The sequence below is a fragment of the Rhodococcus sp. USK10 genome (genome assembly GCF_019378875.1).
Taxonomy (GTDB): Bacteria; Actinomycetota; Actinomycetes; order Mycobacteriales; family Mycobacteriaceae; genus Rhodococcus_F; species Rhodococcus_F pseudokoreensis.
Genome location: NZ_CP076048.1, coordinates 7,951,067 through 7,974,618, shown reverse-complemented (window position 1 = coordinate 7,974,618; position 23,552 = coordinate 7,951,067). Strand labels below are relative to the sequence as shown.

Here is a 23,552-nt window from a genome sequence, read left to right as displayed (position 1 = left end):
CCTTGGCCGCAGCTACGGCTTGCCCATCCACGAGCATCCGCTGCTCGGCCCGGATGCGGTTCCCGACGAACTGTGCGCCGCGCTGGACACGATCGACCTCGACGGCACCCTGTGGTGCACCCACGGGGAAGTCCTTACCGGGCTGGCCGCTTGCACCCGCGCGGACGGAACACGCACGTACCCCATCGGGCAGACTGCGAAGGGCGGAGCCTGGCTGCTGAATGCGCATGTCCCGCTGCGCTATATCGACCCCGTCCCACCGCAATAAGAGCCAAGTTGTGGTTTCGGCGCTCAGGCGATGCGCCCAGGGTTCGAGCGGGTCGGCTCACGTGCTGTGGTGGCGAGCTGCTCGCGGATCAGGTGGAGGGTCATCTCGGGCTGCTCGAACTGGGGTACATGCCCGCAGGCTTGCAGCGTCACCGATCTGGCGGCGGGAACGGTGCTCGTGACGTGGCGGGCGAATCGAGCGGGAACGAGCGTGTCGCGGTCGCCCCACAGGAACAGTGCGGGTACCTCGAGGCCCGCGATCCGGTCCCAGAGCCCGGTCTCCCCGAACGGTTCGTCGAGATACAGGCCGAGCAGCGCCGACCACAGCGCCCGGCGGCGCGAGGCATGCCGCAACGACAGCTCCCATTCGTCGGCTGCGGCCTCATACCAGTGCCGCGGCACCACGCTCGGATCAGTCAGCAGTGCCCGCAGCCCGGCACGGGCCCCCGCGTGGAGCAGTCGCGGCGGCACGGCGAGGGGAAGCCGCGCCAGATCCAGCGGAAGCACCCGGGCCAGTGAGGTCAGTCGGCGACGGCGGCGGAAGGCCATCGCCGGGCACAGCAGCACCAACCCGGTCACAGCGTCCGGGTCGCGCAGCGCGAGTTCGAGAGCGACCCGGCCGCCGAGAGAATGTCCGACCAGTGCGGCACCGCGGGCGTCGACCGCATCGAGGAAGGCCCCCAACCAGCGATGCAATTGTTCGGGGGTGTAACGCCAGGCCGGGGCCGCCGAGGATCCGAACCCGGGAAGATCGGGGCAGATCACCCGATGGTCCACTGCGAGGTCGGCCAGCACCGGCAGCATGGAGGAGTTGTTGGCGCCGAGACCGTGCAGCAGCACCACCGGCCGTTCGTCCGGGTCACCCGCCTCGAGATATGCCGTATGCACCCCGTAGGCGCTGGTCTCGCGGGCATGTGCCCGGGTCGGCAACTCGACGTCGGGCGCGAAGGTACCGCCGATCGCGAGAACCGTTGTCATGCTGCCGCGGATCTCGAGTGCTCCGGACAGGAAAGCGTTCGCGACACCGACTCGGCCGGCAAGCAGGTCGCCGAGAGTGGCCGCGTCGGTGCGGACGGTGCTTGTCGGGTGCGCAACCCCGCCGCGGCGGTACGTGACGGTGCCTTCGTCGATGCGGACGGTCCATGTGCCGTGGTCGGTGATGTCGAGGTTCATCGTGACCCGCCGGTGGCCGAGCGCGCTGCGGGTGACATCGCGTGGCAGATACTCGGCGAGACAGATTTCCGGATCACAGCTCACGGGTGAGCGTGCCATGGTCATGACCACTCCTTACCGCGCCGATACCCACCGGTCCAGGTCGGATCGCTGAGGATGCACTCCCTCGTGAGGACTGCATCGGTGCGTTGCTCCTCGGGAACGATGTTCGCCCGTTCCCTCCTGGTTTCAACACCGACGAGGCACCGACTAATCCTCCTGGTCCGTATTTCGGTGCGGCCTCCTCGACAGGCGTACGACCGAGAACACCACTGCCACGACCACCAGATACGCGGCCCAGAGCAGCAGGAACGGACGCAGCCATCCCTCGTCGATCGTCTGCCCCCGATCGCCGACGCAGTACAACGCAAAGTTGGTGGAAGTCCCGTCGCCATCGGTATAGGTATCCGATACGACGATCGCCTCGTCCGTCGGCTGTGCACAGAACACCGGGGCAAGGTAGACCGTCTGGCCCGGCCAGATCACCGACGCAATCATTGCGAACATGCCGACGGCCGCCACGGCGCCGATCACCCACCACAATGCAGGCATCACCCCGCGTCGCCGCCGCGGTGCGGGCTCCACACCCAACTCCACCGGTCCGGTCACAGCTGCTGCACCCCGATCACCGTTCCCTCGGCGTCGAACACGACCAGTGCCCGTGACCGCGGTGACTCGACCATCACCGTCGGCCACAGCCTCTCGGTCCTGTTCACCGAAATACCGGCCACTTCTCCCCCGTCGAATCCGGTGTGCGCGAGGGCATCATCCACGAGTGCCTCGACGCGGCTCAGCGCCGGCACGTCGCCGAGCCGGAACGCCCGCGCATCGAGATCCTCCAGTGCGGAGACCATCACCGGACTGGCGTCGCTCAACCACTCGCCGTCAAAGGTGTACCGGTCGAGCTGATCCGGCCTCGCAGGGTTCCGAACCGTCACATCCAGCGTCTCGACCGGCGCCACATCGACACTCGTCACCTGCAGGTCTGCAACGCCGTACCGGGCGGCAAGCTGCGCCAACCCGTCACGGACGAGTGCGCTCGTCATGCCCCCGCCACGTGACCGCATCGCAGCGTCGAAATCCGCGCGATCAACAGCCCCGACACAACCCGTGGCACACAAGGCCATGCACAGCGCCGTCAACGACAACCCTGACCAACGCAACGGTGACGCCACCGACTTCATCGCGTGAGAATATCCGACGCTGCCGGTCAGGCGGGAGTCAGTCCGCGGAACGCATTCTCTTGGGCGAGAACAGCATCACCGGAACTCCCCATAGAGTGACGAGCATGATCGACACCTGGGACGCCGACGCTCCCGGAATACTCCGCCTGCCGTCCGGGCGCCTCGTCCGCGGCCGGGGGCTGCGACGACCGCTCCCCGACGGTCCCCTGCCCGATTTCGCCGTGTACCTGCTGGGGCGCACACCGCCTCCGGTGCAGTGGGACTCACGGTGGGTCCGGTGGCCCGATTTCGCGCTGCCCCGGGACCGCCGCGACACTGTGGATGCACTGGGCGAGGTGTGGCGCCGCGCCGCGTCCGAGCGAGTGGAGGTGGCGTGCGGGGGTGGCCGCGGCCGGACGGGCACCGCGCTCGCCTGCATCGCCGTCCTCGATGGGGTGCCTGCGCGGGACGCCCTCGCGTACGTCCGTCGGCACTATCACCCGCACGCGGTCGAGACGCCCTGGCAGCGGCGGTATGTCGGAGGGTTCACCACCGCATCCTCCTGACACCGCCCACCCGTACGACACGAGAACGCCGGCGGCCCCGCACGAGATTCGTGCGGGGCCGCCGGCGGGAGACCGGGAGAAGGCTACTTCTCGGCAGCCGCCTCTTCGCTCTGCTCGGCCGGAGCCGCAGCACCGTCTTCCTCGACGGGGATCAGCGAGATCTTGCCGCGGTTGTCGATGTCGGCGATCTCGACACGCAACTTCGAGCCGACGCTCACGACGTCCTCGACCTTGGCGATGCGCTTGCCGCTGCCCAGCTTCGAGATGTGCACCAGCCCGTCGCGGCCGGGGAGGAGCGACACGAACGCACCGAAGGCGGTGGTCTTGACGACCGTCCCCAGGAAGCGCTCGCCGACCTTCGGCAGCTGCGGGTTGGCGATGGCGTTGATCATGTCGATCGCGGCCTGCGCGGACGGGCCGTCCGTCGCACCGACGAACACGGTGCCGTCATCTTCGATGGAGATGTTGGCGCCGGTCTGCTCGGTGATGGAGTTGATCATCTTGCCCTTGGGGCCGATGACCTCACCGATCTTGTCGACGGGGACCTTGATGGCCGTGACGCGCGGAGCGAACGGGCTCATCTCGTCGGGGGTGTCGATGGCCTCGGCCATGACCTCGAGGATGGTCGCCCGTGCGTCCTTGGCCTGCGACAGCGCGCCGGCGAGGACCTTGGACGGGATGCCGTCGAGCTTCGTGTCGAGCTGCAGAGCCGTGACGAAGTCCTTCGTGCCCGCGACCTTGAAGTCCATGTCGCCGAACGCGTCCTCGGCACCGAGGATGTCGGTGAGCGCGACGTACCGGGTCTCACCGTCGACCTGGTCGGAGACGAGGCCCATGGCGATACCGGCGACCGGAGCCTTCAACGGCACACCGGCGTTGAGCAGTGCGAGCGTCGACGCGCACACGGAGCCCATCGAGGTGGAGCCGTTGGAGCTGAGGGCCTCCGAGACCTGACGGATGGCGTACGGGAACTCCTCGACGCTGGGCAGCACGGGCATGAGAGCCCGCTCCGCCAGCGCGCCGTGACCGATCTCGCGGCGCTTCGGCGAACCGACGCGTCCCGTCTCACCGGTGGAGTACGGCGGGAAGTTGTAATGGTGCATGTACCGCTTGGACGTCTCGGGTCCGAGCGAATCGACCTGCTGCGCCATCTTCACCATGTCGAGGGTGGTGACACCCAGGATCTGGGTCTCGCCGCGCTCGAACAGAGCGGAGCCGTGTGCGCGCGGAACGATGGCGACCTCGGCCGACAGCGAACGGATGTCCGTGATGCCGCGGCCGTCGATGCGGAACTGGTCGCGCAGGATGCGCTGACGGACCAGCTTCTTCGTCAGCGAGCGGAATGCCGCGCCGAGTTCCTTCTCGCGTCCCTCGAAGTTCGGGGCGACCTGCTCGAGGACCTCGACCTTGACCTCGTCGGTCTTGTCGTCGCGCTCCTGCTTGCCGGCGATGGTCAGTGCCGCGCTGAGCTTCTCCGCTGCGGCGGCCTCGACGGCGGCGAACACGTCGTCCTGGTACGCCGGGAAGACAGGGAAGTCACCGGTGGGCTTGGACGCCTTCTCCGCGAGCTGCTGCTGCGCGGTGCACAGGCGAGCGATGAACGGCTTGGCGGCCTCGAGGCCCTCGGCGACGATCGTCTCGGTGGGAGCCTGTGCGCCACCGTCGATCAGGGAGATCACGTTGTCGGTGGCCTCGGCCTCGACCATCATGATCGCGACGTCGGCGTCGTCACCGCTGCCGGAGACGATGCGGCCGGCGACGACCATGTCGAAAACGGCGTTCTCGAGCTGGTCGACCGTGGGGAAGGCAACCCACTGGCCGGCCTTGTTCTCGTCCGACGTGATGAGTGCGACGCGCACGCCACCGACGGGGCCGGAGAACGGCAGTCCGGCGATCTGGGTGGAGGCGGACGCCGCGTTGATCGCGACCACGTCGTACAGGTCCTGCGGGTTCAGGCTCATCACCGTGACGACGACCTGGATCTCGTTGCGCAGACCGTCGACGAACGACGGGCGCAGCGGCCGGTCGATCAGGCGGCAGGTCAGGATCGCGTCCGTGGAGGGGCGGCCCTCACGACGGAAGAACGAGCCGGGGATGCGGCCCGCGGCGTACATGCGCTCCTCGACGTCCACCGTCAGTGGGAAGAAGTCGAAGTGCTCCTTGGGGTGCTTGCTGGCGCTCGTCGCGGACAGCAGCATCGTCTCGTCGTCCAGGTAGGCGACGACGGCGCCGGCGGCCTGCTGCGCGAGGCGACCGGTCTCGAAACGAATGGTGCGGGTTCCGAAGGACCCGTTGTCGATCACTGCGGTGGATTCGAACACACCCTCATCGACCTCTACTGCGGAATTCTCTGTCATCTCTTCTTTTCACTTCCCTCTCGTCTTCGCCGTACCCGCGGGGGCGTTCTCACCCTCCTGGCGAGAACTGCGCACCTGAGGGACATCCCCCTCTCGAGTTCTCGGGATGTCACTGTGCGGAGGCGGTCGTCGATCGAAGTCCGCCGGACCGTGTCCGGAAGACCACTACCGAAGACCGACACCACATTCTCGGGTGCATACGGTAGTGCTGCCCTCGGCAGCTAACGCCGATAGCCAGCGAGGCCCAGTCTAAGCAAGGCCCCGCCGGCTACCGGAGTGATTTGCGATCGAAATGATCGCTGTTTGCGAAACTCAGCGACGCAGGCCGAGACGCTCGATCAGCGAGCGGTAACGCGCGATGTCGACCTTCTGGACGTACTTGAGCAGACGACGACGGCGTCCGACCAGCAGCAGGAGGCCGCGGCGGGAGTGGTGGTCGTGCTTGTGCATCTTGAGGTGTTCAGTGAGATCGACGATGCGCTTGGTGAGCATGGCCACCTGCGCCTCCGGCGAACCGGTGTCGGTCTCGTGCAGGCCGTACTCGCTCAGAACCTGCTTCTTTTCTTCGGTGGTCAATGCCACTGGTTCACTCCTGGTGATGACGTTCGCGTGCAAGGATCGAAACTCGGCGCGGCCGCCGCGAACCGCAGCGCACGCCAGCGGTTCACTTTACCAGCTGAAATGCGAGTGCTTTACCGCACGTCCTCCGACGCCGCCAGGATCGCGCGCGCACGCTCGGCGTCCTTGCCCATCGCGACGATGAGGTCGTCGACGGAATCGAACTTCTCCATCCCCCGGAGACGTTCGACGAGGTCGACGGCCACGTGCTGGCCGTACAGGTCGGCTTCCCGGTCGAGGACGAAGGCCTCCACGGTGCGCGTCCGCCCGGAGAACGTCGGATTGGTGCCCACCGACACGGCGGCCATGTACCGCTCGCCGGAGGTGACGGTGCCCAGGTCGACTCCGTGCCCGAGCACGGTGAACCAGGCGGCGTACACGCCGTCCGCGGGAATCGCGGCGTACATCGGCGGCGCGACGTTCGCGGTCGGGTAGCCGAGCTGCCGTCCACGACCGTCGCCGTGGACGACGACGCCCTCGACGCGGTGCGGGCGGCCGAGGGCCTCCGTCGCGGCGGCCATGTCGCCGGCGTCCACGCAGGAACGGATGTAGGTGGACGAGAACGTGACCGCGTGCTCCGCGAGCAACGTCACACCGTCGACCGCGAACCCGAACCGGTCGCCGATCTGCCGCAGCAGGTCGACGTTGCCGGCGGCCTTCTTGCCGAACGTGAAGTTCTCACCGACGACGACGTCCGCCACGTGCAGGCGCTCCACGAGGATCTCGTGGGCGTACCGCTCCGGGGTCAGCTTCATGAATTCGGCGGTGAACGGCATGACGCAGAACACGTCGATGCCCAGCTCCTCCGCCAACTCCGCCCTGCGGGCGAGCGTCGTGAGCTGGGCGGGATGACTGCCCGGACGAACCACTTCCATCGGATGAGGATCGAAAGTCATGAGCACGCTGGGTATTCCACGCGTGCGGGCAGCCGCCACCGCTCGACTGATCAGTTGGGCGTGACCTCGGTGCACGCCATCGAATACGCCGATCGTGAGAACACAACGACCCCAATCGGCAGGAACCTCGTCGAGACCACGCCATCTCAGCACGAGTGGCAGCCTACGGTGCCGCGCGCCGATGTTCATCTTCGGACCGCCTGTCAGGCGGTCAGGCGTGGCGGGGAATCGTCACGACCTCGCGGTTCGCGGTCGTCGGTGACGTCCCCCGGGGACGGATCAGGTGTGTCGATGTGTCTCGCCGGTAAGACTTGCCTAAGCTCGGGGGCGTGGCCGTGAACAAGAATGACCAGAGCGTGACCGAGGACTCGACCTCCGAGACCGGGGCGCTCTCGGCAGTGGCGCAGGATTACCTGAAGGTCATCTGGACCGTTCAGGAGTGGTCGCAGGAGCGGGTGTCGACGAAACTGCTCTCCGAGAAGATCGGGGTGTCGGCGTCCACCGTGTCGGAGGCCATCCGGAAACTGTCCGACCAGGGCCTCGTCGATCACGCCCGCTACGGGTCGATCGCTCTGACCGAGGCGGGTCGCGTCGCCGCCGTCGGGATGGTCCGCAGGCACCGCCTCATCGAGACGTATCTGGTGCACGAACTGGGGTACGGCTGGGACGAGGTGCACGACGAGGCGGAGGTGCTCGAGCACGCCGTCTCGGATCTGATGATCTCCCGGATGGACGCCAAGCTCGGTCATCCCGAACGTGATCCGCACGGCGATCCGATTCCCGCGGTCGACGGGTCGGTGCCCACTCCCCCGGCACGGCAGCTCAGCGACTTCGTCAACGGCGAGAGCGGCCGAATCGCCCGCATCTCGGACTCCGACCCGGCCATGCTGCGGTACTTCGACTCGGTGGGTGTGGCACTGGACGTCACGGTGACGGTGCTGGAGCGACGCGACTTCGCCGGCACCGTGTCGGTCCGGATCGGCGTCCAGGAGGACACCGTCGAGCTCGGAAACCCCGCAGCCCAGGCCATCTGGCTGGTGTGAGCCGCTACCTCAGGGTCGCGGGACGGACGACCATCACCGAACTCGCCCGCTTTCCCCGCTCCTGGAGCAGCGCGATCGTGTGCCCACTCGGATCGATCGCGGCGTAGACACCCTTGATGCCGATCGGTTCGAGCCAGCGGCCCTGACTGATCGCCTCGGCCTCGCCCGCGTCGATCTGCCGGTGCGGGAAAGCGGTCTGCGCGGCGGCGTCGATGTCGAGACTGACGCCCGGCTCCTCGGCCAGCTGTTCCAGCGTGCGCGCGTGCTCGAGGGTGAACGGTCCCACCCGGGTCCGTCGCAGCGACGTGAGATGCCCGCCGACGCCGATCAACGCGATCCCCAGATCACGTGCGAGCGCCCGCACATAGGTTCCGGACGAACATTCCACCTCGACGTCGAGGTCGACGAACGTGCCCTCGGTGCGCCTGGCGATCACCTCGAACCGGGACACCGTCACCGACCGGGGAGCGAGTTCGAACTCCTCCCCCGCACGGATCAGCGCGTGCGCCCGCCGGCCGTCCACCTTGATGGCGCTGACGCTCGACGGGATCTGCTGGATGTCTCCGGTGAGGGTGCGCACCTGCGCCGCGATCTCCTCATCCCTCACGCCGGACGCATCGGCCGACGCGACGACGTCACCCTCGGCGTCGTCGGTGGTGGTGGCCTGCCCCAACCGGATCGTGGCCGTGTACGCCTTGGTGGTCAGCGCGAGAAGCCCCAGTAGCTTCGTCGCCCGCTCGATACCGAGCACCAGCACCCCGGTGGCCATCGGATCCAGAGTGCCCGCGTGGCCGACCTTCCGGGTGCCGAGCAACTTGCGGCACCGGGCCACCACGTCGTGGCTGGTGACGCCTGCATTCTTGTCGACGATGAGCAGTCCGGCGCCGACGAGACCGGAAGAGGGCTTTTCGCGTGCAGACACGAGGCCCGATTCTGCCAGCCGCCGTCACCGCACCGAAATCAGTGCACCGCACTGTGCCGAAATCAGTGCACCGCAATGGCGGTGATGATGAGGCCGTCGGACACCATCCACCGTCCGTCGAACGAGGCCAGCGGTGGTCCGTCGACGGTCTCCCCGGAGATGAGGAGATCGGAATGGAACGTGCCCGTGCCGTCGCCGGACGCCTCGAACGTGATGTGCGCGTCCTCGAACCCGAGCCACCGGGCGGTCAGCGGGAACCACGCCTTGTACGTCGCTTCCTTGGCGCAGAACAGCAGTCTGTCCCGGTGCACCGGACCACCGGTGGCCGAGAGCCACTGCCCCGAGTCCGCCGCACCCGACAGCCAGTCGCGTTCGGCCGGCAGGCTCACCGCGTCCAGCACTCCGTCGGGCAGCGCGTCGTGCGGTTCGGCGTCGATGCCGACGGACCGCACCTGCATCGCGTAGCCGAGCGCCGCGCCGCGGTAACCGTCGCAGTGGGTGAGGCTCCCCACCACACCGCGCGGCCACACGGGGGAACCCTTGTCGCCCCGCAGAACAGGGGCCTGGTCCACACCCAGCTTCGTCATCGCCAGGCGGGCGCAGTGACGTGCGGTGGTGAATTCGCGTCGCCGCTTCTCCACCGCCCGCCCGATCAGCGCCTCCTCCTGCGGGTGCGGACGCAGCCCCACCGGATCCTCGAACAGTTCCGAGGACACCACCCCGGCAGGCAGAATTCTCTCGATCACAGGGCCCCCCTCGCCCGCATCTTCTCCACTTCGGCTTCCTGTTCGGGAGTGACCTTGAAGTGGCCGCCCCACTTGTTCAACGTTCCCGGCGGATATTCCGGCACCGGGAGGATCTGCCGCAGCAGATTGTCGGGGAGTCCCCGCCGCTGCCACTCCCGCGGATAGCCGAGCGACACCTCCTCGAACCGCACCCCGTCGTAGTAGGTGGTGCGTGGAATGTGCAGATGCCCGTACACGGCGCAGACGGCGTTGTACCGGGTGTGCCAGTCCGCGGTCAGTTCGGTTCCGCACCACAGGGAGAACTCCGGGTACCACAGCACCTGCGTCGGCTGACGCACCAATGGGAAGTGGTTGATCAGTACAGTGCGGGTGCCGGCAGGCAGGGCGTCCAGCCGGGCCTTCGTCGTCTCGACGCGGTTGCGGCACCACGCGTCCCGGGTTCCGTACGGTTCGCTCGACAGCAGGAATTCGTCCGTGGCCACCACGTTCTTCTCCCGCGCGATCGCGAGGCCCTCCTCCTTGGTGGTGGCGCCGTCGGGCAGGAACGTGTAGTCGTACAGCAGGAACATCGGGACCAGCGTCACCGGGCCGTCGTCCGCCTCCCACACCGGGAACGGGTCCTCGGGGGTGATGACCCCGATCTCGCGGCACATGGTGACCAGGTAGTCGTAGCGGGCGGCGCCGTGGATCTGCACCGGGTCCTTCGCCGTCGTCCACAGTTCGTGGTTGCCGGGAACCCAGATGACCTGCGCGAAGCGACTGCGCAGGAGTTTCAGCGCCCACCGGATGTCGTCGGTCTTCTCCGAGACGTCCCCGGCGACGATCAACCAGTCCTCGGGCGAGTCCGGGTAGATGTCCTCGGTGATCGGGCGGTTTCCCCGGTGCCCCACATGGGTGTCGCTCACCGCCATCAGTTTGGGTGCCACGTCAACCACCTTTCCGATCGTGCTCCGCCGCCGGATCGCTGTCCGATCCGTGCCGTGCCTGCAGGTCGGCCCCGACCACTGCCCAGCGGCCCGTTCCGACCCGCCACACGACCGCAAGCATCCGAAGAATCAAGAACACCATGAGTCCCGTCCAGATTCCCGCGAGGCCCCAGTCGTTCAGCATCGACAGCCAGATCAGTGGCAGGAATCCGGCCAGCGCGCAGGCCAGCGTGGCATTCCGCAGGAAGGCGACGTCCCCGGCCCCGAGCAGCACGCCGTCGAGCGCGAACACGACACCGGCAACCGGCATGATCGCGACGAAGAACCACCAGGCGACCGCCATCTCGTCGAGCACGGCCCGGTCGGAGGTGAAGAGTTCGGGGATCACGCCGTGGCCGAGCGCGAAGATCAGGGCGAGTCCGGTCGCGAAGATCGTGGACCATCGGGTGATGCGCCACGACAGTCGCGTCGCGCCGGCGGCGTGCCCGGCGCCCAGCGCGGCACCGACGAGCGCCTGCGCGGCGATCGCCAGGGAGTCGAGGGTGAGGGCCACGAGGTTCCACAGCTGCAGCACCACCTGGTGGGCGGCGACCGCGGCGGCGCCGAACCGGGACGCGACAGCGGCGGCGGAGAGGAAGCACGCCTGGAACGCCAGGCTCCGCAGGATCAGGTCGCGGCCGAGAACCATCTGGGCGCGCATGACGTGCCACCGCGGCCGCAACGGCACTCGCTCGACCACCAGCGCCCCGACGAACAGGCTCGCGGACACGGCCTGCCCGATCACGTTCGCGACCGCCGAACCCTCGAGTTCCAGCCGCGGCGCGCCCCACAATCCGTGCACCAGCACGGGGCAGGCCACGGCCGACACGACGAGACCGGCGATCACGAAACGCAGGGGCCGCACCGTGTTCTGCACACCGCGCATCCAGCCGTTTCCTGCCATCGCGACGAGGATCAGCGGGGCGCCGAACACCGCGATCCGCAACCAGCTCCCGGCGGCCGCGGCGATGTCGGAGCCGCCGGCGATCGCCGATGTGACCGGCCGTCCAAACAGGTGGACCAGTGCGATCACCACCGCGCCGATGCCCAGTGCCAGCCACGTGGCCTGCACACCCTCCCGGACCGCGCCGCGCTCGTCGCCGGCGCCGTGCATGCGGGACGCGCGCGCCGTCGTGCCGTAGGACAGGAACGTCAGCTGGGTGCTGACCTGGGCGAGGATGAGACCGCCGACGGCAAGACCCGCGAGCGCCAGCGCACCCAGCCGGCCGACGACGGCGATGTCGAAGAGCAGATAGATCGGTTCGGCCGCGAGCACGCCGAGCGCGGGCAACGCCAGCCCGAAAACCGTCCGGGCGGTCGCGTCGCCCGTGACTTCCGAAACCTCAGCCAACGATTTCGGACCTCAGCCGAGCGATTCGACGAGCGCGGTCACGATCTCGTCCGCCGAAGTCACCGCCGTGTAGCCGGCGGCGAACCGATGCCCGCCGCCGCCGAGGTACCCAGCGACGATCGAGACGTCCACGTCGGACTTCGACCGCAGCGACACCGAATACGTGCCGTCCACCGCCTCCTTGAGGACGGCCGCGACCTCGGCCTCGGACGTCGTCCGGACGATGTCGATCACACTCTCGATCTCCTCCGAGCGCAGATCCCCGACATAGGCCTGCCGGATGACGGCGTAGACGAGTCCACGCCCGCCCGCCGCCTCGGGGACCAGCGTCGCCGACCCGAGTACCGACGACAACATCGGCAGCCACCCGAACGGGTGGGTGTCGAGCAGGCGACGGGCGATGCGGGCTCCGTCGATGCCGGTGGCGAGGAGCCGCTCCGCGAGAGTGTGCGTGCCGGGCTGCACCCAGCGGAACGAACCGGTGTCGGTCACGAGACCGGCGTACAGGCAGTGTGCGAGGTCGGCGTCGATGTCCACACCCCACACGTCGAACATCTGCGCCACGACAGCGGTCGTCGACTCCGCCGACTCGTCGATCAGGTTCATCCGACCGAACCGGGTGTTGGACCGGTGGTGATCGATGACGAGGGTCTCCCCCGCGTTCGCGAGCCGGTCGGCGAGCTTCCCGAGACGTCCGGCGCTGCCGCAGTCGACGGTCACGAGCAGATCGACGTTGCGGCGCACCTGGTCCGCCGGCACCAGCAGGTGGGTGCCCGGCAGTTCGCGCATCGATTCCGGCAGTTCGTCGGGCGCGCCGAACGCGACCTGCACCGGAATCCCCTTGCGCTCGAGCACCAATGCCAGGGCGAGTCCACTGCCGATCGTGTCGGCATCGGGCTGGACGTGACACAGAATCGTCACCGACGTCGCGTTCTCGAGAACGGCGACCGCCTGCGGCAGAAACACCTCGTGACGATCGAGATCAGACAGGGACGTCTCCTGAGTGTGGGTCATGTCGGTTCGTGTCAGTCCGCCTGGCGGGAACGGGACGGCTCGTCGACTTCGGCGTCGTCCGCGTCCTCGACTCGGGGTTCCTTGTACGGGTCGGGGTCGCCGGCCGGCGACGCACCGGCCGCGACCCGCGCGACCTCGTCGTCGGCGGCGCGGGCGCGGGCGAGGAGTTCCTCCATGTGCCGTGCCGTGTCGGGGACCGTGTCCGCGACGAACGTCAGCGTCGGCGTGAACCGGACTCCGGTGCCTGCACCCACCTTCGAGCGCAGAACGCCCTTCGCCTTCTCCAGTCCGGCAGCCGCGGACACGAGGTCCGGTTCGGACTCGAGGTCGGCGCCCATCACGGTGTAGTAGACAGTGGCGTCGTGAAGATCGGCCGTCACCTTGGTATCGGTGATCGTGACGAACGCCAGGCGAGGGTCCTTGATTTCGTGGTCGATCGCCGTCGCGACGATCGTGCCGATGCGCTTGGCGAGTTTGCGTGCCCGGGCGGGATCCACCATGACAATCAGACTCCTCTCCCTGGCCGCTCGATAAGTTGTGAAGTTGCGGTGTAGCTGTAGTTCATTCTGCACGCCGGGCCGCGGACGCGGCGGGCGGGCAGGGCGCTCCGAATCAGTCCTCGGGGCCGAAAATCCTTCGCCGGACCGCAAGGAGTTGCAGTTCCGGCATCCCGGCGACGTGCCGTTCGCACGTGTCGAGTACCTCGTGTACGTGATCGACCGCCGAACTCGCCATCGTGACGCCGAGCATCGACCGGCGGTACCGATCCTGTTCCCCGGTCTCCGCCGCCGAGACGCCGTAACGTCGCAGCTCCGCCAGAACCGGTTTGACCATTGCACGCTTCTCTTTGAGAGATCGCACGTCACCGAGCAAGATGTCGAGCTCGAGCGCACCGACGTACAAACTTTCCTCCTTCGGGGAGACGTGCGCTCCCCCGGCCGATCGACTCGGCCGGAGAAGCGCACGCCGGATGACGCTGCTACGTCACCCCAAACGGATGGCGACTAGTCGCGCGGCTTTTCCCGAAGCTCGTAGGCCTCGATGACGTCACCGACCTTGATGTCGGAGTAGGTGAGCGTCAAACCGCACTCGTAACCCTCGCGTACCTCGACAGCGTCCTCCTTCTCCCGCTTCAGCGAGGAGATGGTGACGGTCTCGGCGACAACCGTGTTGTCACGCAGCAGCCGGGCCTTCGCATTGCGACGGATGGTACCCGAGGTGACGAGGCAACCGGCAATGTTGCCGACCTTGGACGAACGGAACATCGCGCGGATCTCCGCCTTGCCCAGCTCGACCTCTTCGTAGATCGGCTTGAGCATGCCCTTGAGAGCCTTCTCGACCTCGTCGATGGCCTGGTAGATCACCGAGTAGTACCGGATGTCGACGCCCTCGCGGTTCGCCAACTCCGTCGCCTTGCCCTCGGCGCGGACGTTGAACCCGATGATGATCGCGTTCGACGCAGCGGCCAGGTTGACGTTGGTCTCGGTGACGCCACCGACACCACGGTCGATGACCCGCAACTGCACCTCGTCGTCGATCTCGATGCCGTGCAGGGCCTCTTCCAAGGCCTCCACGGTTCCCGAGTTGTCGCCCTTGAGGATGAGGTTGAGCTGCGACGTCTCCTTGAGAGCCGAATCCAGGTCCTCGAGGCTGATGCGCTTGCGGCTCTTCGCGGCCAGAGCGTTGCGCTTCCGCGCATTGCGCCGGTCGGCGATCTGACGGGCGATGCGGTCCTCGTCGACCACGAGCAGGTTGTCGCCCGCACCGGGGACCGACGTGAAGCCGACCACCTGGACGGGACGCGAGGGCATGGCCTCGAGCACGTCGTCGCCGTGCTCGTCGACCATGCGGCGCACACGTCCGTATGCGTCGCCGGCCACGATCGAGTCGCCGACCCGCAGCGTTCCGCGCTGGATGAGCACGGTCGCGACGGGGCCGCGTCCACGGTCGAGGTGCGCCTCGATGGCGACACCCTGAGCGTCCATGTCCGGGTTGGCCCGCAGGTCCAGGGCAGCGTCCGCCGTCAACAGCACCGCTTCGAGCAGTGCGTCGATGTTGGTGCCCTGCTTCGCCGAGATGTCGACGAACATGGTGTCTCCGCCGTATTCCTCGGCGACCAGTCCGTACTCGGTGAGCTGCTGCCGGATCTTGTCCGGGTTCGCGCCTTCCTTGTCGATCTTGTTCACCGCGACCACGATCGGCACGTCGGCCGCCTGGGCGTGGTTGATCGCTTCCACCGTCTGCGGCATGACGCCGTCGTCGGCGGCGACGACCAGGATCGCGAGGTCGGTGGCCTTGGCACCACGGGCACGCATGGCCGTGAAGGCCTCGTGACCGGGGGTGTCGATGAACGTCACGAGACGCTCGTTGCCGTCGAGCTCGGTCAGCACCTGGTAGGCACCGATGTGCTGCGTGATGCCGCCGGCCTCGCCCTCACGGACGTTGGCCTTACGGATCGTGTCGAGCAGTCGGGTCTTACCGTGGTCGACGTGGCCCATGACGGTGACCACCGGCGGTCGGGACTCGAGGTCCTCTTCGCCGCCTTCGTCCTCGCCGTAGGTGAGGTCGAAGCTGTCGAGCAGCTCGCGGTCCTCGTCCTCCGGGCTGACGACCTGGACGACGTAGTTCATCTCGCCGCCGAGCAGTTCCAGCGTCTCGTCGTTGACCGACTGGGTCGCCGTCACCATCTCGCCGAGGTTGAACAGTGCCTGCACCAACGCTGCGGGGTTCGCGTCGATCTTCTCCGCGAAGTCCGACAGGGATGCACCGCGGGCGAGGCGAATGGTCTCACCGTTGCCACGGGGCAACCGCACGCCGCCGACGGCGGGCGCCTGCATGGAATCGTATTCCTGGCGCTTCTGACGCTTCGACTTGCGACCACGACGCGGGGCGCCACCGGGACGACCGAAGGCACCTGCTGCCGCACCGCGCTGACCGGGGCGTCCACCGCCACCGGGACGACCGCGGAAACCACCTGCGGGTGCTCCGCCACCGGGCGCGCCTGCGCCGGCACCGGGTGCTCCGCCGCCGCGGTATCCACCGCCGCCGCCACCGGGACGACCGCCGGGGGCTCCGCCGGGACGACCGGGACGACCGCCGGGAGCGGGACGTGCCGAACGAGCAGGCATCGCGCCCGGGTTGGGGCGAGGAGGCATCGAGCCGGGGCTGGGACGGGGTCCACCCTGACCCGGTGCCGGACGGGGACCGCCCTGGCCGGGAGCCGGACGGGGTCCACCCTGACCGGGAGCCGGACGGGGACCGCCCTGACCCGGTGCCGGACGGGGTCCACCCTGACCGGGAGCCGGACGGGGTGCACCCGGACGCGGCGCGCCGGGAGCGGGACGGGGTGCCGGACGCTCGGCCGGAGCCGAGGAGTACGGGTTGTTACCGACGCGCGGGGGCTTCGGGCCGGGGCGGGGTCCGCCGGGCTTGGCGCCCGTGGACGGAGCCGCGGGAGCACTGGCCGCCGCCGGGGCGACCGGGGCTGCGGGTGCGGCCGGAGCCGGGGCAGCCGGGGTGGGGCGACCGGGCTTGGGAGCATTGCTCGCCGGTGCAGCCGGGGTGGCTGCGCTCGCTGCGGGTGCGGCCGGTGCCGGGGCCTGAGCCTCGGGAGTGGGCGCGGGTGCTGCTGCAGCGGGTGCTGCCGGAGCCGGGGCTGCCGGCTTGGGGCCGGGACGGGGTCCGCCCGGCTTGGCCGAGGTCGCGGGGGTGCTCGGCGCGGGCGCGCCGGGCTTGGCAGCCGGACGGGCTGCGGAATCAGCCGACTTCGCCGACGGGAAGGACTCCCGCAGACGCCTGGCGACGGGCGCCTCCACTGTGGAGGACGCCGACTTCACGAACTCGCCCTGCTCCTTGAGCGTTGCGAGTAGTTCTTTACTTGTGACACCGAGTTCTTTAGCCAACTCGTGCACGCGGGCCTTGCCTGCCACTGCTCTCCTCACTGATGAGGTCGAGCAGGAGGCTCCCCTGAGAGGGGCCCGCACGACCTCGGGTTATCTCCGATGGACGATCATCGCTGGTGCTTCACGGTGTGCTCATGAGTGCTTGTGCCTGTTCTGTTCGAGAGGTACTGCTCTGGGTGGGTGCCCTGCGCGTACCCAGTGGTCGACTTCTGACGTGTCGACACTTCCGGACACTCGCAGCGCTCTGCCGAATGCTCGGCGTCGTTCCGCGAGACTCAGGCAAACCTCGACGGGGTGCAGCCACGCACCTCGACCGGGAAGCCTGCGCCTCGGGTCCGGGGCGAGAACATGACCTTGCGGCCCGCTCTCACTAACCACAACCCTGAGCAGATCGACAGCCAGCGCGCGCTCCCTACATCCTATGCATGTTCGGACCGGTGAACCGGTAGGAACGCGCGCGGAATCGGGATGCTCATGCTGAACCATTGACCACTCTACCGCCGACTTGCCCCGATCTCCGCATTCCCGGCTCAACGACTGGTCGCGGCGGGTCCGCCTGCCGACTCGGGAGCGGGTGCGGCGTCACTGCGGATGTCGATCCGCCACCCGGTCAAGCGCGCAGCAAGACGGGCATTTTGCCCTTCCTTGCCGATGGCGAGGGACAGCTGGAAGTCGGGGACGACGACACGCGCGGCCCGCGCTTCGGGGTCCACGACAGTGACGGAGACCACTTTCGACGGCGACAGCGCGTTGCCGACGAACCGGGCCGGGTCGTCGTCGAAGTCGATGATGTCGATCTTCTCGCCGGCGAGTTCACTCATCACGTTGCGCACGCGCTGACCCATCGGCCCGATGCACGCACCCTTCGCGTTCAGCCCCTGCACCCGCGACTGGACGGCGATTTTCGACCGGTGGCCTGCCTCGCGGGCGACGGCGATGATCTCGACCGAGCCGTCCGCGATTTCCGGGACCTCGAGCGCGAACAGTTTGCGCACGAGATTCGGGTGGGTGCGCGACAGGGTGATCTGCGGTCCGCGCTGCCCGCGGGCGACACCGACGACGTAGCACTTGAGCCGCTCGCCGTGTTCGTAATTCTCCCCGGGCACCTGCTCGGCGGGCGGGATCAGGCCCTCGGCGCCGCTGGCCTCGCTCCCGATCCGCACCACGACCATGCCGCGCGAGTTCGCCCGCGTGTCGCGCTGGATCACGCCGCCGACGATCTCACCCTCGTGGGTGGAGTACTCGCCGAAGCTCCGCTCGTGCTCGGCGTCGCGCAGCCGCTGCAGGATGACCTGGCGCGCGGTGGTCGCCGCGATCCGGCCGAACCCTTCCGGGGTGTCGTCCCATTCCTCGCCGACCATGTTGCCGTCGGAGTCGACGTCGTGTGCCATCACCCGCACGATGCCGCTCTTGGTGTCGACGTCGATCCGGGCGTGCTGCTGATGCCCCTCGGTGTGCCGGTAGGCGGTGAGCAGCGCCGTCTGGATCGTCGAGATGACGGTCTCGATCGAGATGCCCTTGTCGGCTTCGATGGCGCGCAGCGCCGCAATGTCGATATTCACTTGTCCAGCCCCTCTACTACTACTTCTTCATCCTCCGACGCGTCTGCGTCCGCAGGTGCCACGCGACCCTCGGGTATTCCGCCCGCGAGTTCCAGCTCCCTCGGGTCGGGTTTCGAGAATTCCACCTGCACAACAGCTTTCTGAATGTCCGGGAGCGCGATGCGCCGAACGTCCGGACCGGTGCGCGAGCCGATCACCACCGCGACCGAGTCGCCGTCGAGGGCCCCGATCCGGCCCACGACCGTCTCGTGCGCGAGGTCGATACGGGCTTTGCGGCCGCGGGCCCGGCGCCAGTGCCGCTCGTGCGTGAGCGGCCGGTCGATACCGGGAGACGTGACCTCGAGCGTGTACGGGGACTCCCCGAAATCGGACACCGAATCGAAGACCTCGGAGATCTCGTGGCTCAGGTTCGCGACCGCGTCGAGTTCGAGTCCGGCGTCGCTGTCCACCATGATCCGGACCGCGCTGTGCTTACCCGCGAGGGTGACCGCAACGTCCTCCACGTCGTAGCCCTGACGTTGCACCAGATCGGAGATGAGCTCCGTCACCCTCTCCTTGGATGGAACCGGCATCGGGGAAGCTCCTCGTTTCAGTTGTCGCTCGTCGTGTGTCGTGGTCTGCAGGTCACCGTGCCGCACAGGGCAGCACCTCGAACCCGCCGGGACGGGTTCGAGCATCTAAGAGTAACGCCGATTCGAGGCGCCCGTGACCAGCCCCGGTGCTCGATTCCCGGGATCGCGGCCCGACCTGGCACCATGGACCGGTGCTCATGCCCACCGTCTCCCGGCCCCCGACTTCCGGTCCGGCCGTGTCCCGGCGCACCGCTCTCCGGTTCGCAGCAGCCTCCGCGTTCGGCGTGGCGAGCGTCCCCCTGCTGGCGGGATGCGCCGACGGCGAGGACGCCGACACCGAGGTCGATTCACTGGTCGCGCAGTCGCGTCTGGCGCGTCGCGACGCCGCAGGCGCGGCGGCGACCATCGCACTGCTGCCCGACCGCGGCGCCGCACTCGAACTGGTCCGCGCCCAGCGCACCGCGCACGCCGACGCGTTGGACGCCGAAATCGCCAGGGCCGCAGGCACGTACCCGGACGGCACCGCACCGACGACGTCCGCTCCCCCGTCCGCGACACCGACCGCACCCGCACCTCCGCCCGGTCTCGAGCAACTGCGGGCCGACCTGGCCGAGTCGCAGCGCAGCGCGGCCGACTCGGCCCGCGCGCTGACCGCGTACCGCGCGGGACTGTGTGCGTCGATCAGCGCCGCGTGCGGAACGTACCTGGCGGTGGTGCTGCCGTGACGACACCCACCGAAGCCGAGGGCAAGAGCCTCGGCGACGCGCTGGCCGCCGAACATTCCGCGGTGTTCGCCTACGGGGTGGTCGCCGCCTTCTCGAATCCCACGCGGGCAGCGCAGGTGGCCACCGCCGCCGCGGCCCACCGGGCCCGCCGGGACGAACTCCTGGACACACTGACCGCTGCGGGTCTGACGGCCCCGGCCGCCGAAGCGGGCTACACACTGCCCTTCCCGGTCGCCGACCCGATCACCGCCGCGCAACTCGCGGCCCAGGTCGAGGCGGACACCGCGGTCGCGTGGCGGGCGGTCGTCGAGCACGGCGAGACGGCGGACACCCGCACGCTCGGGGTGACCGCGCTGACCGACGCCACCGTCCGGGAAGCCACCTGGCGCGTGGCCCTCGGAACCGATCCGGTGGTCGACCCGTTTCCCGGCCAGCCCTGACACGGAGGCTCCCGCCCACCGGGATTGTGTCCCCACCGGGCGCGCTCCCGGCTTAGCGTCTCTCCCGACACACTGAACGGCAACGGGAGGACGGCGGCGTGGACGAACGCTCGGTGGAGCAGCGTGTGGCGGACCTGGAGCGGGTGACCGCGATCAAGGCCCTCAAGTACCGCTACTGGCGAGCGTGCGACGGCAAGGATCCGGACGCGTTCCGTGCCTGCTTCGTCGTGTCCGGGGCGTCCGTCGACTTCGGCCCCCTCGGCAGGTTCGACGACGCCGACCGGCTCACGGACGTCTTCCGCAGGATCGCGCTCCACGAGGTGGACGGCAAGCACGTGATTCTGGACATGCACCACGGCTTCCATCCGGACATCGTGCTGCACGGCGACACCGAGGCGACCGGTACGTGGACGCTGCAGTTCCGCCAGGTCGATCTGCTGAAGCGGACGGAGACCGTGTCCGCCGGCGAGTACGACGACGCCTACCGCTTCGAAAGCGGTGAATGGCGAATGTCGCGATGCCACTTCACCACTCGATGGTCGATCACCCGCCCGCTCACCGAGGACACGGTGGTCGTCCAGTGAGCGCCCGGGTAGCACTTGTCACCGGGGGAAGCCGCGGCGTCGGCAAGGGCGTCGCGACCGCGCTGGGGGCCGCCGGGTGGACCGTCTACGTCACAGGACGCGGCCCGGTCACCGCGGACAGCCCGCTGTCGGCGTCCGCGCGAGCGGTCACCGACGCCGGGGGCACCGGCGTCGCGGTGGCCTGCGATCACCGCGTCGACGAGGAGGTGCATGCGCTGTTCGCCTGGATCGCGGACGAGCAGGCCGGCCGACTCGACCTGCTGGTCAACAACGTGTGGGCCGCACCCGAGGGATTCGGCGGGTTCAGCACACCGTTCTGGGAACGGCCCCTCGACGACTGGGACTCGTTGATCGGCGTCGGACTGCGCGCCCACTACGTTGCGTCGGTGGAGGCAGCGCGGTTGATGGTTCCCCGACGGTCCGGGTTGATCGCGAACATTTCGTCGTTCGGCACCCGGGGGCATCTGCACTCGGTGCTCTACGGCATGTCCAAGGCCGGGTTGGACAAGATGGCCAGCGACATGGCGGCGGAGCTGGCACCGCACGACGTGCGTGCGGTCTCGCTGTGGCCGGGCATCGTGCGCACGGAGATGATCGTCGCCAGCGGCATGGAGACCATCGCCGGCTTTCCCGTCGCGGACGCCGAGTCTCCCGAGTTCGTCGGCGAGGTGATCTGCGCCCTCACCGCGGACCCCACCCTGCCGGAGCGCAGCGGCCACACGTTCGTGACGGCGGAGCTGGCCGTCGAATACGGCATCACCGACACCCAGGGCCGCACCCCGCCGTCGCACCGGGAACCGTTCGGCGGCGGCCCCCTGTTCTGAGCCGCCGGCTCTCAGTTCACGTCACGGCGGCGGACGAGCCAGATCGTGCCTGCCGCGAACGCGGCGACATAGCCGGCCAGGACGAGCACCGACGTGCCGCCGTCGAGGATGTTCAGTACACCGGGGGTGGTGTCGCCGCCGAAGTCGCGGAGCGAGCCTGCCAGCGAGCCCGCAGCGGTGCCGGGGAGGAAGTCCGTCACCACCGACACGGGGTCGAGAATGGCGGCGACTCCGCGGAGCAGGTTTTCGACCACCAGCACCCACACGAGGCCGAGACCGACAGACAAGGCGGGCCCCCGCGCGAGGGCGCCGACGAGGACACCGGCAACGGTCCACATGGCGAGGATGAGCATCCCGGAGGCGAGCGCCTTCAGCATCGCCGAGGCGGCGGGCAGATTCGCCGGTTCCGATTCGACCGTGGCGATGACGGTGGCCACCCCGACGTCGACGGCCGCCACGGTGAGGACGAGTCCGATCACCACGGTCAGCAACGCGAGGAGCGTTCCGGCGAGTGCGGCCGATCGCGAAGGCCCCTGGGTGAACACGGTCTTCCACGTCCCCCACCCGTAGCCGCTGCCGATCGTGAGGGCGCCGAGGATGAGCATCAGCACACCCCCGAACATGGCCATGCCCTGGGTGAACACCTGGGGCACCGCCGAGGGCAGCATCTGCACGAGCAGCACGTCCGGGGGCGCGGACGACGCCATGTCGGTGGTGCCGCCGGTCTTGAACGTGATGAAGTTGAACACGTAGACGAAGACCAGGTTCAGCACGATCCACGCGGCGAGCAGCACCCACATGGACGGCCATTTCCGCAGTCGGAGAAGCTCGGCTCGGGTGCTGGCGATCACTGCATTCATGACACTCTCCTCGGATCGTTGCTTGCCGTGCGGTCGCCGGGACTGCTGCCCGACGTCATCGCGAAGAAGACGTCCTCGAGCGATCGTTCCCGCCGGGACAATTCGTGCAGGTCGATTCCCGCGTCGACGAGAACGCGGGCCACCTTCGGTGCCAGTTCCGTCGACACGGCGACGGCGAGCGCGTCACCCACCGTGTCGACGACGCCGCGTCCCAGCAGCTCCTCGAGCACCGCCGCGGCCCGTTCCCGCGGATCGGCGCGCACCAGCAGGCTGGTGCCACCGCGCAGTTCGGCGACGGTGGACTGCGCGATCAGCTCCCCGCGTGAGATCACGCCGACGCGATCGCAGATCTCCTGGACCTCGCTGAGCATGTGGCTGGAGAGCATCACGGAATGCCCGGAATCCGCGAGTTCGACTATCAGTTCCCGCATCTCGGCCATCCCCGCCGGGTCGAGCCCGTTGGTGGGTTCGTCGAGGATCAGCAGGTCGGGTTCGCCGAGGAGTGCGGCCGCGACACCGAGTCGCTGCTTCATCCCGAGCGAATAGGTGCGGAACCGGTCGTGTCCGCGATCGCGCAGGCCCACCCGGTGCAGCGCGGACTCCACCGCGTCGTCCGGCAGCCGCCGGTACCTGCTCAGCACCCGCAGGTTGTCGCGACCGGACAGGTAGGGGAAGAAGCCGGGGCCTTCGATCAGCACCCCGGTGCGGGCCGCCACCGTGCTGGCGCCGGGCACGCACCCGAAAAGCGTCGCGGTCCCGGAGGTCGGCCGGACCAGGCCCGTGAGCATGCGCAGGGTGGTGGTCTTGCCTGCGCCGTTCGGTCCGAGGAACCCGTACACCTCGCCCGCCCGCACGGTCAGGCTGACGGCGTCGACCGCCGTGTGTTCGCCGTAGCGTTTGGTCAACTTGTCGGTGACCACGATGTCGGAAGTCATGGCTCCAGCCTCGGCTCCGCGGAAGACG

General features: G+C 68.6%; 26 protein-coding genes. 7 read left to right on the top strand and 19 right to left on the bottom strand.

The genetic code is table 11. The features are described from left to right. Positions 1–19: 19 nt before the first annotated feature. On the top strand, positions 20–268 hold the full coding sequence (locus tag I1A62_RS47365) for a hypothetical protein (RefSeq protein WP_374710727.1): 249 nt from the start codon (positions 20–22) through the stop codon (positions 266–268). A gap of 23 nt (positions 269–291) precedes the next feature. Here the strand turns inward: I1A62_RS47365 and I1A62_RS43475 are convergent, their stop codons facing one another. The 3 genes from I1A62_RS43475 to I1A62_RS43465 form a co-directional block, all read right to left on the bottom strand. Beyond that, positions 292–1,545 carry an alpha/beta fold hydrolase gene (locus I1A62_RS43475; protein WP_257890681.1) on the bottom strand — a complete coding sequence of 418 codons (1,254 nt, stop codon included), beginning with the start codon at positions 1,543–1,545 and terminating at the stop codon, positions 292–294. Positions 1,546–1,689: 144 nt separating this feature from the next. After that, the gene (locus tag I1A62_RS43470) at positions 1,690–2,088 is read right to left on the bottom strand and encodes a hypothetical protein (RefSeq protein WP_257890680.1); all 399 of its coding nucleotides are present in this window, start codon (positions 2,086–2,088) and stop codon (positions 1,690–1,692) included. Then, a complete protein-coding gene (locus tag I1A62_RS43465) occupies positions 2,085–2,525 on the bottom strand; it encodes a hypothetical protein (RefSeq protein WP_257890679.1) in 441 nt (146 codons plus the stop codon). Before I1A62_RS43465 ends, I1A62_RS43470 begins: the two co-directional genes overlap by 4 nt. Before the next feature lie 242 nt (positions 2,526–2,767). Between I1A62_RS43465 and I1A62_RS43460 the strand changes: the two genes are divergently transcribed. Next, on the top strand, positions 2,768–3,208 hold the full coding sequence (locus I1A62_RS43460; RefSeq protein ID WP_219458137.1) for a protein-tyrosine phosphatase family protein: 441 nt from the start codon (positions 2,768–2,770) through the stop codon (positions 3,206–3,208). Between the two features lie 83 nt (positions 3,209–3,291). Here I1A62_RS43460 and I1A62_RS43455 read toward each other — a convergent pair whose 3' ends face one another. The 3 genes from I1A62_RS43455 to I1A62_RS43445 form a co-directional block, all read right to left on the bottom strand. Beyond that, positions 3,292–5,565 (bottom strand): polyribonucleotide nucleotidyltransferase, encoded by a 2,274-nt coding sequence (locus I1A62_RS43455; RefSeq protein WP_124392846.1) that lies wholly within the window; start codon positions 5,563–5,565, stop codon positions 3,292–3,294. A gap of 312 nt (positions 5,566–5,877) precedes the next feature. Beyond that, on the bottom strand, positions 5,878–6,147 hold the full coding sequence (gene rpsO, locus I1A62_RS43450; protein ID WP_015890377.1) for a 30S ribosomal protein S15: 270 nt from the start codon (positions 6,145–6,147) through the stop codon (positions 5,878–5,880). Between the two features lie 110 nt (positions 6,148–6,257). Beyond that, complete coding sequence (locus I1A62_RS43445) at positions 6,258–7,232, bottom strand: bifunctional riboflavin kinase/FAD synthetase (protein ID WP_025432373.1); 975 nt, start codon at positions 7,230–7,232, stop codon at positions 6,258–6,260. A 176-nt stretch (positions 7,233–7,408) separates the two neighbouring features. On the opposite strand from I1A62_RS43445, the gene I1A62_RS43440 reads away from it, so the two are divergent. Next, positions 7,409–8,122 (top strand): metal-dependent transcriptional regulator, encoded by a 714-nt coding sequence (locus I1A62_RS43440; protein ID WP_124392845.1) that lies wholly within the window; start codon positions 7,409–7,411, stop codon positions 8,120–8,122. Between the two features lie 4 nt (positions 8,123–8,126). Here the strand turns inward: I1A62_RS43440 and truB are convergent, their stop codons facing one another. The 11 genes from truB to rimP all read right to left on the bottom strand — a co-directional run bounded on the left by truB (position 8,127) and on the right by rimP (position 19,156). Continuing rightward, positions 8,127–9,044: a tRNA pseudouridine(55) synthase TruB gene (truB, locus tag I1A62_RS43435; RefSeq protein ID WP_219458136.1), complete on the bottom strand. Its 918-nt coding sequence runs from the start codon at positions 9,042–9,044 to the stop codon at positions 8,127–8,129. Between the two features lie 62 nt (positions 9,045–9,106). After that, complete coding sequence (gene npt / locus I1A62_RS43430; RefSeq protein ID WP_124392843.1) at positions 9,107–9,790, bottom strand: 4'-phosphopantetheinyl transferase Npt; 684 nt, start codon at positions 9,788–9,790, stop codon at positions 9,107–9,109. After that, a complete protein-coding gene (locus I1A62_RS43425) occupies positions 9,787–10,716 on the bottom strand; it encodes a metallophosphoesterase (protein WP_124392842.1) in 930 nt (309 codons plus the stop codon). Before I1A62_RS43425 ends, npt begins: the two co-directional genes overlap by 4 nt. A 1-nt stretch (position 10,717) precedes the next feature. Next, entirely contained in the window at positions 10,718–12,106 is a 1,389-nt protein-coding gene (locus I1A62_RS43420; protein ID WP_219458135.1) for an MATE family efflux transporter, read from the bottom strand. 12 nt (positions 12,107–12,118) lie between these two features. Continuing rightward, complete coding sequence (locus I1A62_RS43415; protein ID WP_124392840.1) at positions 12,119–13,120, bottom strand: bifunctional oligoribonuclease/PAP phosphatase NrnA; 1,002 nt, start codon at positions 13,118–13,120, stop codon at positions 12,119–12,121. 11 nt (positions 13,121–13,131) lie between these two features. Then, entirely contained in the window at positions 13,132–13,620 is a 489-nt protein-coding gene (rbfA, locus tag I1A62_RS43410) for a 30S ribosome-binding factor RbfA (RefSeq protein WP_015890370.1), read from the bottom strand. Positions 13,621–13,732: 112 nt separating this feature from the next. After that, a complete protein-coding gene (locus I1A62_RS43405) occupies positions 13,733–14,023 on the bottom strand; it encodes a DUF503 domain-containing protein (RefSeq protein WP_015890369.1) in 291 nt (96 codons plus the stop codon). Between the two features lie 101 nt (positions 14,024–14,124). Then, positions 14,125–17,049: a translation initiation factor IF-2 gene (gene infB / locus I1A62_RS43400; protein WP_124392839.1), complete on the bottom strand. Its 2,925-nt coding sequence runs from the start codon at positions 17,047–17,049 to the stop codon at positions 14,125–14,127. A gap of 105 nt (positions 17,050–17,154) precedes the next feature. Then, positions 17,155–17,508 (bottom strand): YlxR family protein, encoded by a 354-nt coding sequence (locus I1A62_RS43395; protein ID WP_072937877.1) that lies wholly within the window; start codon positions 17,506–17,508, stop codon positions 17,155–17,157. Between the two features lie 44 nt (positions 17,509–17,552). Continuing rightward, on the bottom strand, positions 17,553–18,584 hold the full coding sequence (nusA, locus tag I1A62_RS43390) for a transcription termination factor NusA (protein ID WP_072937876.1): 1,032 nt from the start codon (positions 18,582–18,584) through the stop codon (positions 17,553–17,555). Then, positions 18,581–19,156 carry a ribosome maturation factor RimP gene (gene rimP, locus I1A62_RS43385; RefSeq protein ID WP_124392838.1) on the bottom strand — a complete coding sequence of 192 codons (576 nt, stop codon included), beginning with the start codon at positions 19,154–19,156 and terminating at the stop codon, positions 18,581–18,583. The genes nusA and rimP overlap by 4 nt, the downstream gene beginning before the upstream one ends. Positions 19,157–19,353: 197 nt before the next feature. Here rimP and I1A62_RS43380 point away from each other — a divergent pair, with 197 nt between their 5' ends. From I1A62_RS43380 to I1A62_RS43365, 4 genes are all read left to right on the top strand, one after another. Then, a complete protein-coding gene (locus I1A62_RS43380; protein ID WP_124393024.1) occupies positions 19,354–19,881 on the top strand; it encodes a hypothetical protein in 528 nt (175 codons plus the stop codon). Beyond that, the gene (locus tag I1A62_RS43375) at positions 19,878–20,321 is read left to right on the top strand and encodes a ferritin-like domain-containing protein (protein WP_124392837.1); all 444 of its coding nucleotides are present in this window, start codon (positions 19,878–19,880) and stop codon (positions 20,319–20,321) included. Before I1A62_RS43380 ends, I1A62_RS43375 begins: the two co-directional genes overlap by 4 nt. Positions 20,322–20,419: 98 nt before the next feature. Continuing rightward, a complete protein-coding gene (locus tag I1A62_RS43370) occupies positions 20,420–20,905 on the top strand; it encodes a nuclear transport factor 2 family protein (protein WP_219458134.1) in 486 nt (161 codons plus the stop codon). Beyond that, positions 20,902–21,729: an SDR family NAD(P)-dependent oxidoreductase gene (locus tag I1A62_RS43365; RefSeq protein WP_124392835.1), complete on the top strand. Its 828-nt coding sequence runs from the start codon at positions 20,902–20,904 to the stop codon at positions 21,727–21,729. The genes I1A62_RS43370 and I1A62_RS43365 overlap by 4 nt, the downstream gene beginning before the upstream one ends. A gap of 11 nt (positions 21,730–21,740) precedes the next feature. Here the strand turns inward: I1A62_RS43365 and I1A62_RS43360 are convergent, their stop codons facing one another. Next, positions 21,741–22,589 carry an ABC transporter permease subunit gene (locus I1A62_RS43360; RefSeq protein WP_219458133.1) on the bottom strand — a complete coding sequence of 283 codons (849 nt, stop codon included), beginning with the start codon at positions 22,587–22,589 and terminating at the stop codon, positions 21,741–21,743. Continuing rightward, complete coding sequence (locus tag I1A62_RS43355) at positions 22,586–23,524, bottom strand: ABC transporter ATP-binding protein (RefSeq protein ID WP_219458132.1); 939 nt, start codon at positions 23,522–23,524, stop codon at positions 22,586–22,588. Before I1A62_RS43355 ends, I1A62_RS43360 begins: the two co-directional genes overlap by 4 nt. Between the last annotated feature and the right edge of the window lie 28 nt (positions 23,525–23,552).